This window comes from Akkermansia sp. GGCC_0220 (assembly GCF_017566105.1).
GTDB lineage: Bacteria > Verrucomicrobiota > Verrucomicrobiia > Verrucomicrobiales > Akkermansiaceae > Akkermansia > Akkermansia massiliensis.
In genome coordinates this window covers 1-15,821 of record NZ_JABFCI010000002.1, presented here as the reverse complement: position 1 = coordinate 15,821, position 15,821 = coordinate 1, and the positions used below count along the sequence as shown (strand labels likewise).

Annotated in this window: 13 protein-coding genes; 3 read left to right on the top strand and 10 right to left on the bottom strand. The window is 59.1% G+C overall.

The window, feature by feature from the left end; genetic code table 11:
• Positions 1 to 21: 21 nt before the first annotated feature.
• Positions 22 to 837, bottom strand: a complete 816-nt coding sequence (locus HJW02_RS01655) for a thymidylate synthase (protein WP_102733241.1) — start codon at positions 835 to 837, stop codon at positions 22 to 24.
• Positions 838 to 981: 144 nt separating this feature from the next.
• Between HJW02_RS01655 and cls the strand changes: the two genes are divergently transcribed.
• Together cls and HJW02_RS01645 are read left to right on the top strand one after the other, a co-directional pair.
• Positions 982 to 2,436, top strand: coding sequence for a cardiolipin synthase (gene cls, locus HJW02_RS01650; protein ID WP_102736489.1), 1,455 nt, complete (start codon positions 982 to 984; stop codon positions 2,434 to 2,436).
• Positions 2,437 to 2,542: 106 nt separating this feature from the next.
• A complete protein-coding gene (locus HJW02_RS01645) occupies positions 2,543 to 4,066 on the top strand; it encodes a pyruvate carboxylase subunit B (protein WP_102733239.1) in 1,524 nt (507 codons plus the stop codon).
• A 110-nt stretch (positions 4,067 to 4,176) separates the two neighbouring features.
• Here HJW02_RS01645 and HJW02_RS01640 read toward each other — a convergent pair whose 3' ends face one another.
• The 6 genes from HJW02_RS01640 to HJW02_RS01615 form a co-directional block, all read right to left on the bottom strand.
• Positions 4,177 to 4,881, bottom strand: coding sequence for a hypothetical protein (locus HJW02_RS01640; RefSeq protein ID WP_102722344.1), 705 nt, complete (start codon positions 4,879 to 4,881; stop codon positions 4,177 to 4,179).
• A 149-nt stretch (positions 4,882 to 5,030) separates the two neighbouring features.
• Positions 5,031 to 6,311 (bottom strand): MFS transporter, encoded by a 1,281-nt coding sequence (locus tag HJW02_RS01635; protein WP_102722345.1) that lies wholly within the window; start codon positions 6,309 to 6,311, stop codon positions 5,031 to 5,033.
• Between the two features lie 20 nt (positions 6,312 to 6,331).
• Positions 6,332 to 6,976, bottom strand: a complete 645-nt coding sequence (eda, locus tag HJW02_RS01630; protein WP_102722346.1) for a bifunctional 4-hydroxy-2-oxoglutarate aldolase/2-dehydro-3-deoxy-phosphogluconate aldolase — start codon at positions 6,974 to 6,976, stop codon at positions 6,332 to 6,334.
• Between the two features lie 3 nt (positions 6,977 to 6,979).
• Complete coding sequence (gene uxaC / locus HJW02_RS01625) at positions 6,980 to 8,377, bottom strand: glucuronate isomerase (RefSeq protein ID WP_102722347.1); 1,398 nt, start codon at positions 8,375 to 8,377, stop codon at positions 6,980 to 6,982.
• Positions 8,378 to 8,395: 18 nt separating this feature from the next.
• Positions 8,396 to 10,396, bottom strand: a complete 2,001-nt coding sequence (gene uxuA, locus HJW02_RS01620) for a mannonate dehydratase (protein ID WP_102722348.1) — start codon at positions 10,394 to 10,396, stop codon at positions 8,396 to 8,398.
• Between the two features lie 19 nt (positions 10,397 to 10,415).
• Complete coding sequence (locus HJW02_RS01615) at positions 10,416 to 11,510, bottom strand: sugar kinase (protein WP_102722349.1); 1,095 nt, start codon at positions 11,508 to 11,510, stop codon at positions 10,416 to 10,418.
• Positions 11,511 to 11,847: 337 nt separating this feature from the next.
• On the opposite strand from HJW02_RS01615, the gene HJW02_RS01610 reads away from it, so the two are divergent.
• The gene (locus HJW02_RS01610; protein WP_102722350.1) at positions 11,848 to 12,411 is read left to right on the top strand and encodes a hypothetical protein; all 564 of its coding nucleotides are present in this window, start codon (positions 11,848 to 11,850) and stop codon (positions 12,409 to 12,411) included.
• Positions 12,412 to 12,453: 42 nt separating this feature from the next.
• Here HJW02_RS01610 and HJW02_RS01605 read toward each other — a convergent pair whose 3' ends face one another.
• The 3 genes from HJW02_RS01605 to HJW02_RS01595 form a co-directional block, all read right to left on the bottom strand.
• Positions 12,454 to 13,830: an MATE family efflux transporter gene (locus tag HJW02_RS01605; protein WP_180971123.1), complete on the bottom strand. Its 1,377-nt coding sequence runs from the start codon at positions 13,828 to 13,830 to the stop codon at positions 12,454 to 12,456.
• A gap of 141 nt (positions 13,831 to 13,971) precedes the next feature.
• Positions 13,972 to 15,048, bottom strand: a complete 1,077-nt coding sequence (locus HJW02_RS01600; protein ID WP_102722351.1) for a P-loop NTPase — start codon at positions 15,046 to 15,048, stop codon at positions 13,972 to 13,974.
• 246 nt (positions 15,049 to 15,294) lie between these two features.
• Entirely contained in the window at positions 15,295 to 15,585 is a 291-nt protein-coding gene (locus tag HJW02_RS01595) for an RNA-binding protein (protein WP_102722352.1), read from the bottom strand.
• Positions 15,586 to 15,821 lie beyond the last annotated feature (236 nt).

Below are 15,821 nucleotides of genomic sequence, written 5' to 3'. Positions count from 1 at the left end.
GATGGATTAAGGGGTGGAATTCTAGACGGAAATGGGCGCCTTGATGTGCGGCAGGGGATCGTACCCCACGAGTTCAAAATCTTCATACCGGAACCCGTCAATGGTTTTCACCTCCGGGTTGAGCTTCATGACCGGCAGAGGGCGCGGCGTGCGGGAGAGCTGTTCCCGCGCCTGGTCCAGATGATTCCGGTACAGGTGCAGGTCTCCGAAGGTGTGGATGAATTCCCGCGCCTCATACCCGCATACCTGCGCCGCCATGAGCAAAAGCAAAGCGTAGGAGGCTATGTTGAAGGGAACTCCCAGGAACAGGTCCGCGCTGCGTTGGTAAAGCTGGAGGGAAAGCCCGTGCTTCTCCTCTCCCGGCTGGGCCGGAATCACGCAGAACTGGAACAGGGAATGACACGGAGGGAGCGCCATGTCATCCACCAGGGCCACGTTCCATGCGCTGACGATGTGGCGCCGGGACCATGGATTGTTCTTAAGGCCGTCAATCAGTCTGGCAATCTGGTCAATGGGCTTGCCGTCGTTCCCAGGCCAGCAGCGCCATTGCGCGCCGTACACGGGGCCCAGTTCCCCGTTCCCGTCAGCCCATTCATCCCAGATGGTAACGCCGTTGTCTTTCAGAAACTTGATGTTGGTCTCCCCTTTCAGGAACCAGAGCAGTTCGTAAATGATGGAGCGCAGATGGAGCTTCTTGGTGGTCAGGCACGGAAAACCGTCGCGCAGGTCATACCTGCTCTGCCGCCCGAACACGCCGATGGTGCCCGTTCCGGTACGGTCTTCCCTCCCCACCCCGTTGGTCAGGACATCCTCCAAAAGTGCCAAATACTGTTTCATTCCCTTAATTTACGCTTTTCTAATCCCTGGACCCGTGATAATACGAGCATGCGCCACTTTAGTACCATCTCCAGCCTCAAAAGCCAGCCTTTTCACCGCTTCCCGCCGTTTTCCCCCCTCCGCATCTTTTCCGGTTTCCGTTCCATGATCATCCCTGAAGAGCCATACTTGGGATTTGCCGCCCTCTGCCACATTGCAGGCGCCTTCTGCCTCATTCCGGCCCTGCTACACACGCGCACGCCGCAGGGAACCATCGCGTGGCTGATTTCCCTGCTGGCCTTTCCGTATATAGCGGTTCCCTTTTACCTGATTCTGGGGCGGCGCAGGTTCAGCGGATATGTGGAAACGCGCCGCCGCCAGACGGATCCGGAATCCTCCTGGGGGGAACTGACGGATAAAATCACGAACTGCATGGCCCCGTATGCCGTCCAGTCCTCCGATACGGTGGGAAAGATCATGCACACGCTTTCCAACATCGTGCGCCTGCCCGTCTGCCGCGGCAATTCCTGCCGCCTGCTCATTGACGCGGACCACGCCTTCCCGCGCATTTACGACGCCATCAAGAACGCGGAGCACTATATTCTGATCGAATTCTTCATCATTAAGAACGATTCCGTGGGGCAGAACCTGAAAGACCTGCTGATTGAACGCGCCAGGGCCGGCATCCGCATCTACATGCTGTATGATGAAATCGGCTCCCACAAGCTTCCCCCCGGCTACATCTCCGCCCTGCGGAAGGAGGGCGTGAACATTGAGCCTTTCAACGGAAAACGCCACTTCCTGAGCAACATCCTGCGGTTGAACTTCCGCAACCACCGGAAACTGGTGGTTGTGGACGGGGCCACCGCCTTCATCGGCGGCATGAACATCGGGCGGGAGTACCTGGGCAAGGGAGCCCTGGGCTACTGGCGGGACACGTTTGTGCAGCTGGAAGGCCCTTCCGTCCAGCAGACGCAAATCAGCTTCCTGGAAGACTGGAACTGGGCCATGCTGAAATCCGGTCCCTCCTCCCTGCCCTGCCTGTGCTGGGAAATCACGCCCCAGCGGGAGGATGAAACCGTGCTGATGCTTCCTTCCGGCCCGGCGGACGTCATCCCCGCCTGGAAAACCGCGATCATTGCCCTGGCGAACAGAGCCCGGGAAAGGCTCTGGATAGCCACCCCCTACTTCGTCCCGGACGAAGGGGTCATGGCCGCCCTCCAGGCCGCGGCCCTGCGTAATGTGGACGTGCGCATCCTGCGTCCGGAACGGGCGGACCACATTCTGGTGAAGCTGTCCTCCTTCACCTTCCTCCGTGACCTGGACACGTACGGCATCCAGGTCTGGGCCTATCAGAAAGGGTTCCTGCACCAGAAGGTGATCCTGATGGATGACGACATCGCCACCGTGGGCACCGCCAACCTGGACAACCGTTCCCTGGCCCTGAATTTTGAAATCACCGCCGTCATCCACTCCCCCGCCGTCTGCGCGGAGGTGAAAGCCATGCTGGAGAAGGATTTTGCTTCCTCCAAAAAGGAATCCCTGGAGGATTACAACAACAAATCCCTGGGGTTCAAGATGCTCTGCAACCTGGCCCGGCTGATGGCTCCCGTGCAGTAGTTCTTACGGTGAATCCGTTGTTGTACGCTTGACCTGAAAGAGAGGCTGTGAGAAAATCATCCTCAAGAAGCCACCTCTTCAATTTTTAACAATAGTTAATTAAATAATGAATCCTGTTACATTCAATTGTACCGTTTTGCGCGACGGGCACCAGTCCCTGGCAGCTACCCGCATGAAGACGGAAGACATGCTGCCCATCGCCCCCATTCTGGACTCCATGGGCTTCAGCGCCCTGGAAACCTGGGGCGGCGCCACCATCGACGCCGGACTGCGCTTTTTGAAGGAGTGGCCCTTTGACCGCCTGGACGCCCTGAAGAAGGCCGCCCCCAAGACGCCGCACATGATGCTCCTGCGCGGCCAGAACATCGTGGGCTACACCAACTACGCGGACGACGTGGTGGAAGCCTTCGTCGCCATGAGCGCCAAGCACGGCATGAACATCTTCCGCATTTTCGACTGCGTGAACGATCCGCGCAACATGGAAACCTCCATCCGCGCCGCCAAGAAGGCCGGAGCCCAGGCCCACGGCACCATCTGCTACACCACCTCCCCCGTGCACACCACGCAGAGCTTCGTGGACATGGGCCGAGAGCTGGCGGACATGGGGGCGGACGCCATCGTCATCAAGGACATGGCCGGCCTCATCCCCCCTTATGTGACCCATGAACTGGTCAGCGCCCTGAAGAAGGACCTGAATATCCCCGTCTGGATCCACACGCATGACACCGCGGGCCTCGGCGCCTCCACCTACCTCAGCGCCATTGACGCCGGGGTGGACGCGTGCGACGTCTCCATCTCCCCCTTCGCCAACGGCACGGGCCAGCCGGACTGCCTGCGCATGCTCGCCCTGCTGAACGGCAATCCCCGCAAGCCGGATTACGATGCAGACAAGCTCATTGAGGTCTCCGAAATGCTCAAGCCCGTTTATGAAAGCCTGGGCAAGTTCACCTCTCACCGCAACGAAGTGGTGGACTCCGACACGCTCCGCTACCAGGTGCCCGGCGGCATGCTCTCCAACTTCCGCACCCAGCTCAAGGAACAGGGCATGGAAGACAAGTTTGAAGAAGTGTTCGCGGAAATCCCCGTGGTCCGCAAGGCCCTGGGCTGGATTCCGCTGGTGACCCCCACCTCCCAGATTGTGGGCGTGCAGTCCATGCTGAACGTGAAGTTCGGCCGCTGGAAGAACATTACTCCCCAGGCGGCGGACATCGCCCTCGGCTACTACGGCCGCACCCCGGCCCCCGTGGACCCGGAAGTGCAGAAGCTCTGCGCGGAAAAGATGGGCAAGGAACCGATCACCTGCCGTCCGGCAGACCTGATCAAGCCCGGCATGGAAGACCTGCGCAAGAAGCTTGCGGAAAAGGGACTCCCCACAGACGACGAACACTGTGTGATTTACGCCATGTTCCCGCAGCAGGTGGAAGACTTCTACAAGAAGCCGGAACCGAAGGAAGAAGCTCCCGTGCAGGTGAACACCGCTCCTGCCGCAGCTCCCGCGGCTGCTGCGCCGTCCATGACCGTCATCGACAACGGCATCACCGCCCAGGTGAGCGGCCCCTCCGGTTCCCGTGACCTGACCATCGTCATCAACGGGCAGTCCCACTCCGTGAAGGTGGAACGCGTCGGCTAAAAATCTCCGGCATACCGGATAAAACCACTTGCGGGCGGTCCCCTCCATGAAAGGGACCGCCCGCTTTGCCATTTACGGATTCCTGAAAATCCATCCGCCGCGGCGCTAACCTACTTGGTAAAAACCAGCATCTTTCCAGCCAATTTCTGGCTGAGGGCAGTTGCCGGAATTTTCTTGACGGAACCGGGCTTGAGCTGATGGGTTGCCCCCAGGGAATCAACTGCCGTCGTGCTCTGTTCCGAGTCACAGGAATAATACTCCAGGGCAGTACTGTCCTTGTCTTTACCCCACCAGGATTCCGGCACGTCCTGAATGGCGTTATTGCTGGTCCGTAAAACATCCAGATCAAATAGGAATTTTGCGCCCCAATGGTAGGTGTCCGCCAATTTCCTGGACGCATGGGCTACATTCTTCTGCACAACGCACCAATGAGCGCGAATTCCTGAATTATCGGGTTTGCCAGAGGCGTCCACGCAGAAAGGAACCATGCAGAGGCCTCCGCCATTCAGCGTTTCAATGATGGCAGTGACGTCACAGGCAACAGACTGACACTTGATTTTGGTGGACTCCAGACCCTTGATATAATCGGCCATGGAGGGAGTAGCGTCATATAATTCTCCAATAACGGTTTTCCCGTCCTTTTTGAATTTGTTCCTCAGGGATTCCCTGGTTTTGTCCCCGTCTGCCGTGGCGGGGATTTTAATATCATAAAGATATTCCAAGACAAAGAAGAGGGCATAAAGACCACAGGTCGGTCCCCTCTGAGACTTGAATTCAACGTTCCGGCCTTCCGGATTGGTAACTGTAATAGACATAATTCAATAATGATGGCGTGGGGGATTCATTTCCCTCACGCCGCCATCACATCACCGGAACGCGTCTGGTGCACGCTCCGCCATGCCTCCGGGCATCTTTACTTTCCGGGACGCCGTATCAACCCGTGGAAAGGAAATGCTCTGGAAGATCACCTTTCCCGGGGAGCCACCATGTTGATGTTGGGAATGATCAGGCTGAAGATGACGAATGCCGCCAGATAGGCGCTTCCGCAGACCATGAAGATGATGTCGTACCCATGGGAGGCATTTCCCTGGGCGGCGAACCAGGACAGGGTAAAGCCCACTGCCGTCTGGAACAGCACGCTGCCGATCTGCCCCGCCATGCCGGAAAGGCCGGTGATGGATGCCACGTCCGACTTCGGGAACATGTCGGAACCCAGCGTGTACACGCTGGCGGACCACGCCTGGTGCGCGCCTCCCGCCAGCCCCAGCACCGCCACGATGGTCCACATGTCAAAGTACTGGACGAAGATCACCGGAACCACGCAGCAGGCAAAGACGAGCATGGAGATTTTCCTGACCTTGTTCAGGCTCCATCCACGGTTTGCCAGGAATTTGGTCAGGGTGCCCCCCAAAATGCTCAGTACGGTCACCAGGGCGTAAATGACGATCAGCGGCAGGGCGGATTCCTTGATGTTATAGCCAAAGTGCTTGCTGAAGAAATCCGGCAGCCAGAAGAGGAAGAACCACCAGATGGGGTCCGTCAGGAAGCGCACGAGGATGAGGCTCCAGGACTGCCTGTAAGCCAGCAATTTCCTCCACGGAATAGAAGCCCTGGCTTCCTCCTTTTCCGCCTGCGCCAGGGCGGCGGATTCCTCCGCCAGCTTCACGCGCGAGTTCTTCGGCATCCGGAGCCAGAATATCACCCAGATAAAGCCGAGAACGCCGGCTGCAATGAAGGCGGACTGCCAGCCCCACGCGGCGGCAATGAACGGGATGGTGGCCGGAGCCACCAGCGCCCCCACGTTCGCGCCGGAATTGAACAGGGTGGTGGCGAACACGCGTTCCCCGGAGGAGAACCAGTTGGTCACCGTCTTGATGCTCGCCGGGAAGTTGCCGCCTTCCCCCAGGCCCAGGATAACGCGGCTGAGGCCCATGGATTTGACGCCTACGGCAAAAGCATGGGAAAGCGCGCCCACGCTCCACCAGATGATGGAAATGGCAAAGCCCATCCGCGCGCCGTATTTGTCGATAATCCACCCGAACATGGTCAGGCCCACCGCGTAGGAAGCCTGGAAGATGGACATGATCATGCCGTACTGGGCGTCCGTCCAGCCCAGTTCTTGGTCCAGAATGGGTTTCAGGATGGAGAGAATCTGGCGGTCCAGGTAGTTGATCGTCGTCGCCGCAAAGAGCATGAAGAGAATCATCCACCGGAAGGAGTCCTGCCTTGGTTGTTCCTGGAGCATGGGTAAAGCGCAGTTGGTTGTTAAAGGGCGTCTGCCTTCAAGGCTTTCAGGGCTTCCCGCGTGCGCCTGCCTATTTCCTCCCAGTCTCCGGCCTCAATGAGGGGAGATTCGCAAATCCAGGAACCGCCGCAGGCGGCCACTTCCGGGATTTCCAGCCAGGAGCCGATGTTGCCCGCGTTAATGCCGCCCGTGGGCATGATGCGCACGCCCGTATGGCGGAACGCGGCCAACAGGGATTTAAGCATCCTGACGCCTCCCGCGGCCTCCGCCGGGAAAAACTTCTGGAACAGGCAGCCCAGGGAAAGTGCCTGGCTCATTTCCGAGGCGGTGGAGACGCCCGGCACAAACAGGAAATCCATCCCCGCGGCGGCTTTCACCACCTGCGGGTCAAAGCCGGGAGCCACGCCGAACGAGGCTCCGGCCCGGCAGGCGGCCTGCGCCTGTTCCGGCGTCAGCAGGGTTCCCGCGCCCACCAGCATTCCGGAGACTTCCCGGGAAATGCGGGCAATGGCTTCCGCGGCGGCTGGCGTTCTGAACGTGATTTCCATGCAGGCGCAGCCGTTGTCCAGCAGCGCTTTGGCAAGGGGTACGGCCTTGTCCGCGTCATGGATGACGACGACGGGGACAAGCCTGATGGCGGATAATTTTTCCAGCAGCGTCTTCATGGTTTAAAAGTTGAAATATTGTTTGGCGTTCCTGTAGGAGATGTCCGCCGCCATGGAGCCTACCATCTCCATGTCGTCCGGAACCAGGCCCTGCGCCATGTCACGCCCCAGGACGCGGCACAGGATGCGGCGGAAGTATTCATGCCGCGTATAACTCAGCAGGCTGCGGCTGTCCGTCAGCATGCCCACGAAGCGGGAGAGCATGCCGAGCTGGCTGAGGGTTTCCAGATGGCGGGTCATGCCGTCCATCTGGTCCAGGAACCACCAGGCGGCCCCGTACTGCATTTTTCCGGCCGTGACGCCGTCTTGGAAACTGCCGCAGAGCACGGCCAGGGCGGCGTTGTCCCGCGGATTAAGGTTGTACAGGATGGTGCGCGGCAACGTTCCCTGTTGAGCAGAACGGTCCAGCAGACGGCCCAGCGGGGCCATGTACGTGAAATCCGCTATGGCGTCAAAGCCCGTATCCGGCCCCAGGTCCCGCAGGGCGGCTCCGTTCGGATTCCTGAGCGCGCCCACATGAAGCTGGCGCACCCAGTTTTTCGCGGAATCCAGCTCCGCGAAGTAGTCCATCAGGTAGTTGGAGAAACGGACCGCATCCCCGGAGGCGATGTCACCGCCCCGGAGAGCGGTGGCGAACAGGGCGGCGGCTTCCTCTCCGGACAGGCTTTCCTCGTCAAACGCTTCAAGTGAGTGGTCCGAGAGCTTGCAGCCGTGACGGGCAAAAAAGTCATGCCGGGAGGCGAGCGCTTCCCTGAAAGCGGCCAAATCACGGATTTCCATGCCGGATGCCTGTTCCAGGCGCGCCACCCACTCCCGCCACGCTCTGCCCTGATGGACGGCGCGCGCCTTGTCCGGACGGAAGGTGGGGAGCAGTTTGACGGAATCCCCGGAAGAGGCGTGCCTCCGGTGGGCGGACAGGTCATCGCAGGGGTCATCCGTGGTGCAGACGGTCTCCACGTTCATCCTTTTCAGGATATCCAGCGCGCCCATTCCTCCGGACTGAAGCATGGAGGAGGTTTTTTCCCAGACCTCGTCCGCCGTTTCCGGACTGAACAGAATGCCGGAAATGCCGAAGGGGCGGCGCAGTTCCAAATGCGTCCAGTGGTACAGCGGATTGCGCAGCAGGCGCGGCACCGTAGCCGCCCAGGCGTCATACTTTTCCCGGTCCGGAGCGTCTCCGGAACAGAGGCGTTCCGGAATGCCGTTCGTCCTCATGGCGCGCCATTTGTAATGGTCCCCGTCCAGCCAGAGCTGGGCGATGTTGGAGAACTGGCGGTTGTCCGCAATGGCGGCCGGGTCCAGGTGGGAATGGTAGTCGATGATCGGCTGTTCTTCCGCGTACTCATGAAAAAGAGTCTTCGCCTGGGGAGTGTCCAGCAGGAAATCGTCGTTGATAAACATGGCGGCAAACGTTGGCGGTTATACTCCGGAATAGGCCAGAAAGCCCCCGTCCACGGGAATGATGACGCCCGTCACGAAGGAGGCGGAGGGAGAGGCCAGGAAGCGGAGCGCCCCGCAAAGGTCCTCCGGCTCACCGAAACGGTGCATGGGAGTCTTGGCAAGCACTTTGCGGCCGCGCGGCGTGGGGGTTGCCCCGTCCTTTTCCATCATCAGGAAGCGGTTCTGCTCCGTGATGAAGAACCCGGGGGCTATCGCGTTCACGCGGACGCCCAGCGGGGCCAGATGCGTGGCGAGCCACTTGGTAAAATTGTCCACCGCAGCCTTGGCGGCTCCGTACGCGCCCACCTTGGTCAGGGGCTGGAAGGCCGCCATGGAGGAGATGTTGACGATGCACCCGCTGGAGGCGGCCAGCAGCTCCCCGAACACCTGGGAAGGCAGGATGGTGCCGATCATGTTGAGGCGGTTCACGTACTCAAAGCCCTCCATGTCCATGCCGAAGAAGCCTTGATCCGCCGGAGTGTCCGGCATGCATTGCTCCGCCGGGCTGGTTCCGCGCGGGTCATTGCCGCCCGCGCCGTTCACCAGGATGTCCAGCCTTCCCCATTCTTCCTTCACGCGGGAACAGGCCTGTTCCAGAGCGGCCTTGTCCAGCACGTCCGCAGCCAGCACCAGCGTCCGGTCCAGACCTTCCTCCGCCAGCTTCCGCTGGAGGTCTTCCAGCTTGGAGCGGGTACGGCCCAGGAGGGCCACACTGGCCCCGGCCTTCAGCAGGTCACGGGCCATCACGGAACAGAGCACGCCCGCGGCCCCGGTCACGACAGCGGTTTTTCCCGCCAGCGGACGGAAGGACTGGAGCCCCAGCGCCAAGCCGCGCAGTTCCGCCAGGCCGATCACGCGGCCGCCGTAGGAATACCCTGCATAGCAGTGCTTCTCCAGGTCAATGTCCATCAGCTTCCCGTGGTCCGGGCGCACCGGAATGCGCCAGTCCGGCCATCCCGCGGCCTTGCGGCGGGCTTCCTCGTCCAGCAGGCACTGCATGGCATAGGCCATGTCCGTATGGCCGCAAAGGTGGGAACCGGATTCCCGGAAGCTTTCATGGTCCGCGTCAAACACTGTATTGCGGAAATGGGCGAAATACACCCTGTCCGCAAACTCCTCCATCAGCAGGTGCGGCACATTGGAATAAAGGCCGCCCAGGGAGCCGGTGCAGAGCGTGAAGCCGGAATGCATGGAGGGAACCTCCCGCACCAGCCGGCGCATGTCCTCTTCATCACTCATGATGCGGGGAAGGCCGAAGATGGGGCGCGGCGGGTCATCCGGATGAATGGCCATGCGGATGCCCGTTTCCTCGCACACGGGCATGATTTCATTCAGAAAGTCATACAGGTTCCGGCGCAATTGCGCATCGTCAATGCCCTCGTAGCGTTTGAGCATCTCCCTGAACTGCTCCGGCGTCAGGTCATCCACCGTGCCGGGCAGGCCCAGCAGGATGGAATCCGCCAGCGCCTTGCGGGCGTCTCCGTCCATGGACTGGAAAAGTTCACGGGCGCGCGCAACCGTTTCCGGCGCGTAATTGTCCGCTGCCCCCGCCCTCTCCAGAATAAACAGGTCAAACGCGGCCACGCGGACGGCGTCATACTTCAAAACGCTGCTGCCGTCCTCCAGCGGAAAAGCCAGGTCGGAACGCGTCCAGTCCAGCACGGGCATGAAATTGTAGCACACCACTTTCACGCCTCCTGCGGCCAGGTTGCGGAGGCTCTGCTTGTAAACCTCCAGATAATGCTTCCAGTTTCCCGAACGCGTCTTGATGTCTTCATGGACGGCAATGCTTTCCGCCACCACCCATTTCATCCCTGCTTCTTCAACCATCCGCGCGCGTTCGGCCACGGCCTCCCGCGTCCAGAGTTCCCCGCACTTCACTTCATGCAGGGCCGTCACAATGCCCGCGGCTCCGGCCTGGCGGATGCCTCTCAACGTCACAGGATCACTTGGACCGTACCATCTCCAGCTTTCAATCATGTCAGGAAGAATTAAAGGGTTAACGGTCCACGCGGGCGGTTCCGCCTTTCATCACTTTTTCCACTTCCGCCAGCGTGGCCGTGGAGGTATCCCCCGGAGTGGTCATAGCCAGCGCGCCATGGGCGCAGCCGCAGTTCACGGCGTACTGGGGTCCCTTGCCGGACAGCAGACCGTAAATCAGGCCGGAGGCAAAGGAATCCCCGCCGCCCACGCGGTCCAGGATTTCCAGGTTCGGGAAGGAAATGGAATCATAAAATTCACCTTCGTAATACAGCATGGCCGCCCAGTCGTTCAGCGTGGCCGTTCGGGCCACGCGCAGCGTAGTAGCCGCGGCCTTGAAGCCGAACTCCTTGACGGCACGGCGGATCATCCGGCGGTAGGACTCATGGTCAATGCGGGAAAAATCCTCCGTGCTCCCTTCAATGGAAAGTCCCAGGGACGCCTGGAAATCCTCTTCATTGCCGATCATCACGTCCACAAAGGGGGCGATGGCCCGGTTCACCTCTTGCGCACGGGCCTGCCCCCCGATGCTCTTCCAGAGGGAGGGGCGGTAATTCAAGTCATAGGAAACGATGCTCCCGTGCCTGCGGGCGGCCTGCACGGCTTCCAGCACCACGGCGCTGGTCGTTTCCGAAAGGCCCGCGTAAATGCCGCCTGTATGGAACCAGCGCACGCCGTCCCTGCCGAACAGGGCGTCCCAGTCCACCTCGCCGGGCTTCATCTGGCAGGCGGCGCTCAGGCCGCGGTCGGAACAGCCCACGGCGGCGCGCACTCCATAGCCGCGCTCCGTAAAGTTCAGGCCCACGCGGCAATCGCGGCCAATGCCGTCAAACGGCTTCCAGGCCACGTAATCCATGTCCAGGCCGCCCTGGAGCATGCAGTCTTCCAGCAAGCGCCCCACCGGGTTGTCGCAAATGGCGGTAACGATAACGCCGCGCATCCTGAAGCAGCGCCTTAGCCCGCGGGCCACGTTGTATTCCCCGCCGCCCTCGCACACGCGGAAGGAACGGGTGGTATGGATGCGCCCTTCTCTGGGGTCCAGCCTCAGCATCACTTCACCCAGGGAGGCAATGTCCCAGCGGCATTCCTGTTCTGATTTAATAGTTAAAGACATATAAAAGCATCAAATGGTACGGTTCTGCTTAGTATAAAAGAACTGTTTTTCTCCACAAGGGAAAACGGCAGAAAAAGACCAGACATGCGGCAGAATATTGCTATTGAAAATGTTCCACCCTGCGGAAAATGTCTTTGCCGAATACCTTGGGGAATATTCTTCATCCCGTCCAACGCCTGGCAACCTTCTACGGCCTTCACGTTTCCAGGCCTTCGGCCCTCAAAAAATGGGAATCATTTTTTCTCTTCCATCCTCCGGCAATTCCTTCCACCCATGAATCAATGCCTTAATTAACAGTCCGTTTGACGGTTTATCTTCTTTCCTATACCATCCTGCCGTGAGCCGCCATCCCCGCCCCATCCGTTCCCCGGAAGAAATTCTGTTCGCAAAGCTTCAGGCGGGAGAGGAAATCCTGTGGACGGCACATCCGGAAGAACGCCTCTGGACCTGGACCGTCGTAAAACGGCTGCTGCAAGGCTGCATGCTGCTGGCCGTGTTCATGACGGGAACAAGATGGGTATGGTCACACTCAGGCCTGGCGTTCCTGCTTCTGCTCCTGGCCTCACTTCCCGTTTCCTATATTCTCCTGATTTTCTTAATTGACTTTCTGGCGGCCCCGTGGCTGGAACGCCCGCGCAGACGGAACAGCCTTTATGCCGTGACGAACCGGCGCCTGATCACCATCATCAAGCCCAACACGCTGTTCATCACGGAGACAGTCCGGACCTATCCTATCCGCAAATTGAAATACGTGCACCAGAAATTGCACAAAAACGGCACGGGCCATCTCATTCTGGGATACGGCAGGCGCAGGCAATTCATTATTGAGGACGTACCGCAACCCGGAAAGGTTGCGGACCTGCTGAAAAACAGAATCAGGATGGGAAATCCTCCCTCCTGATTGAACACTGTTTTTTCCTCCCCTGCCTATTCTCCTTCCTGCCTATTCTCCTTCCTGCCTCATCAGGGCGAACTCCCGCCTGGTGGTCCGCCTTACCCGCCAGAGCAGGAGCACGGCAGCCACGGACAAGCCGATGATGAACCCTATCCAGATGCCGCGCGCGCCCATGGCCGGAACAATCCAGTTGGTACGGGCCAGGATGTAGCACACCGGGAACCCGACGATCCAGTAGGAAAAGAAGGTGATGACGGTGATGGAAGCGGTGTCCCGGAAGCCTCTCAGCACCCCGACGGAGAGCACCTGCAGGCAGTCCGGAAGCTGGTAGGCCGCCGCCAGAATCAGCAGGACGGAAGCCGTGCTGACAATCATCTCCGAGTCATTGTACAAGTGCACGATCTGCTCCCGGAACAGAGTGATGCCGCCAAAAGTGCACAGGCAGATAGTGAGCACCAGCACATAGGAAGACAGGACGGCGGATTTGGTGCCCGCCAAGTCCTTCCTGCCGTGGTGGTACGCCACGCGGATGGAGGCCGCCAGACCTACGGAGAGCGGAAGCATGAAGACCAGGCCGCCCACGTTCCCGGCAATCTGGTGGCTGGCCACCTGCGTTTCTCCCAGCGGGGCCAGCACCAGCGCGGCTGCGCAGAAAAGCATCACCTCGCACAACTGGGAAACGCCGATCGGCACGCCGAGCCGCATGAGGTGAGTGATGACGGAAGGCGTGGGACGCCGCCAGGAAACGATGTGCCTGCGGTACGGCCTGTGCTTGGGATTGAGGTAGACCAGCAGGAACATCAGCAGGAATTCAATGTAGAAAATGACCGCCGTGGCTGCGCCGCACCCCGCTCCGCCCATGCGGGGAAAACCGTACAGGCCGAAGACGAAGATGTAATTCAGCGGGATATTGAGCAGCAGGCCGCACAGCCCCACGTACATGGCGGGCCGGGTCATGTTGGACCCCTCGTTCAGGCTCTTGAGGGCCACGAATCCCAGGTTGGCGGGCAGTCCCCACATGATGGCGAACATGTAGGCGGAAGCCATCTGGCACATGGCGACGTCATCGGAAATCCAGCCGAATACGTTTCTCAACACATAAATGACCGGCATGGAAACCAGGCTGAGCATCAGTGCCAGCCACAGGCCGTGGTTGGTCATGTAACCCACGCGGCTTTCATGGCTTTTCCCCCGCATGTTGGCAATCACGGGGCCGATGATCATCAGCACGCCGCAGGCGAACAGCGCTACAGGCAGATACACGGAAGACCCCAGCGCCACGGCGGCCATGTCCGTCACTCCGGCGCGCCCGGCCACAATGGCGTCCACCGCTCCCATGCCCACAATGGAGAGGTTGACCACCAGCACCGGGAGGGCCAGCGGTATCAGTTTTTTCATCTCCTTCAAATTCCACGTCTTATTCATTTCTTTCTTTCCTTCCATGCATTCCTCCTTCAGGGAGCCGGAACATGCCGGCAAACAAGCCGGACCGGAGCGGCAGGCTCCAACCCGGCTTCAAGGTTAAGGGTATCAACCGGACCGGGGCCTTCTGCCCCGTCCGGACATTCAGCGGTCAAGCACCACACGGGCGCATTGTTCAGCCACCTGACGGAACGCGGCGGAAACCGGATTCTGCTCAGGGTCTTCCAGAGCTACAGGACGGCCTTCGTCCCCGCCGGAGCGGGTGGCGATGTCCAGCGGAATCTTGCCGAGGAGGGGCACGCCCAGCTTGGCAGCTTCCCGCTCGCCGCCGCCTTCGCCAAAGATGTGGTAAATCTTGCCGTCGGAAGGGCATTGGAAATAGCTCATGTTTTCAATCACGCCCAGAATGGGGGTTTCCACCCGTTCAAAGAGGCCGATTGCCTTGCGGGCGTCAATCAACGCGACCTCCTGCGGGGTGGTGACCACCACTACGCCATCCAGTTCAGCCGTCTGGACAATCGTGAGCTGAATGTCTCCGGTGCCGGGCGGCAGGTCCAGAATCAGGAAATCCACGTCCCCCCACGCCACGTTGCGCAGGAACTGCTGGACGTAGCGCGTCGCCAGGGGGCCGCGCACCGCCACAGGATCGGATTCGTTAATCAGCAGCCCCATGGAAAGAAGCTTCACGCCATGGGCCGTTACCGGAAGAAATTCGTCATTCTCATTGGCGCCGGGACGTTCCTTGGTGCCGAACATCAGGGACATGGAGGGGCCGTAAATGTCCAGGTCCACCAGACCCACGGAATAGCCCAGCTTGCTCAAAGCCACTGCCAGGTTGGCGGAAACGGTGGATTTGCCCACCCCGCCCTTGCCGGAGGCCACGGCAATCACATGCTTGGCGCCGGGAACGGAAGATTTCCAGGTGGAGGGGTCATCGTTGATTCCCTTCTTGGCTTCCGGGGCCTTGTGCTCAATGTTGACGTCGCAATGCTTCACGCCGGGCAAATGCTTCATCACGCCGTGGACGCCTTCAAAAATGTAACGGGGAATATCCGCATTCTTGCTCTCGATCACCAAATCAATCGTAACGTTGTTTTCAGCGTCAATGTCGATCTTCTTCACCAGCCCGAAGGATACGATGTCGCGGCTGAAACCCGGGAATTTAACCGTGGTCAGCGCGGCCCGTATCAGCTCCGGAGTCAATTCCTGTTGTGTCGTCATATATCTGAAATACTAATGGTTGCATAAACATTCCGCCCCTTTGCCTCCGGAGCGCAGCATGCGCCGGAATACAGAGATAGGGGACGGCAAAACCGGGAAGCAAAAATACTCCCTTTTTTATTTTTGACAACGCCTAATTCAGACAAAACGACTTTTTGCCGACCGGATATTCACCTATCCGGATACCTGAAAATGCGGGACAGCCACAGCCCCGCTATCGTTAAAAAGAAGAAAAAACAGGGGGATTTATTCCCCCTGCTGCTTCAGTGTTTCCCGGATATCCTGGAGAGCGGCGATGAAATCATCCAGAATTTCCGCGGGAACCATGATCCGGTCCCGGTTGGAACTCACCTTTTCCGTAATACGCACCACTTTGCCGCGCGCATTCTGTTTGAGATCAAGAAAGAACGTCTTGCGTTCCGCAATGATTTTTTCTGTACAAATAATATCGTCCTCCACGGCTGTAATCTTCCTCCGGTTGAATGAGGCTTTCAGGATAGAGTTTCCCTCCCGGTGGGTCAATGTTTTATTTGCCATGGAATCCCCGGGTTCTCTCTTTCAACAAATTTTTATATCCCTCTTTCATTCGCCATGTTTCCTCATTTATACCTCTTTTCAGATATCCAAATTTCGATCGAAAGTGATTGAAAAGGAGTCAAATTTTCCCCCATAAACTTTAATATTTAGAGGTAACGTTCCCGGCGTGTTTACACTGGTAGTTTTTGATTCATGGTAGTCGCAACCATTGAACAAACATCATTTCATTACCATGA

Excerpts from the sequence above, each read along its gene's own strand:
- HJW02_RS01605 (WP_180971123.1), bottom strand. The coding sequence starts at position 13,830 with ATGAATAAGACGTGGAATTTGAAGGAGATGAAAAAACTGATACCGCTG.
- uxaC (WP_102722347.1), bottom strand. The coding sequence starts at position 8,377 with ATGTTTATCAACGACGATTTCCTGCTGGACACTCCCCAGGCGAAGACT.
- HJW02_RS01600 (WP_102722351.1), bottom strand. The coding sequence starts at position 15,048 with ATGACGACACAACAGGAATTGACTCCGGAGCTGATACGGGCCGCGCTG.
- uxuA (WP_102722348.1), bottom strand. The coding sequence starts at position 10,396 with ATGATTGAAAGCTGGAGATGGTACGGTCCAAGTGATCCTGTGACGTTG.
- HJW02_RS01655 (WP_102733241.1), bottom strand. The coding sequence starts at position 837 with ATGAAACAGTATTTGGCACTTTTGGAGGATGTCCTGACCAACGGGGTG.
- cls (WP_102736489.1), top strand. The coding sequence starts at position 982 with ATGATCATCCCTGAAGAGCCATACTTGGGATTTGCCGCCCTCTGCCAC.
- eda (WP_102722346.1), bottom strand. The coding sequence starts at position 6,976 with ATGAAGACGCTGCTGGAAAAATTATCCGCCATCAGGCTTGTCCCCGTC.
- HJW02_RS01615 (WP_102722349.1), bottom strand. The coding sequence starts at position 11,510 with ATGTCTTTAACTATTAAATCAGAACAGGAATGCCGCTGGGACATTGCC.
- HJW02_RS01595 (WP_102722352.1), bottom strand. The coding sequence starts at position 15,585 with ATGGCAAATAAAACATTGACCCACCGGGAGGGAAACTCTATCCTGAAA.
- HJW02_RS01645 (WP_102733239.1), top strand. The coding sequence starts at position 2,543 with ATGAATCCTGTTACATTCAATTGTACCGTTTTGCGCGACGGGCACCAG.
- HJW02_RS01640 (WP_102722344.1), bottom strand. The coding sequence starts at position 4,881 with ATGTCTATTACAGTTACCAATCCGGAAGGCCGGAACGTTGAATTCAAG.
- HJW02_RS01635 (WP_102722345.1), bottom strand. The coding sequence starts at position 6,311 with ATGCTCCAGGAACAACCAAGGCAGGACTCCTTCCGGTGGATGATTCTC.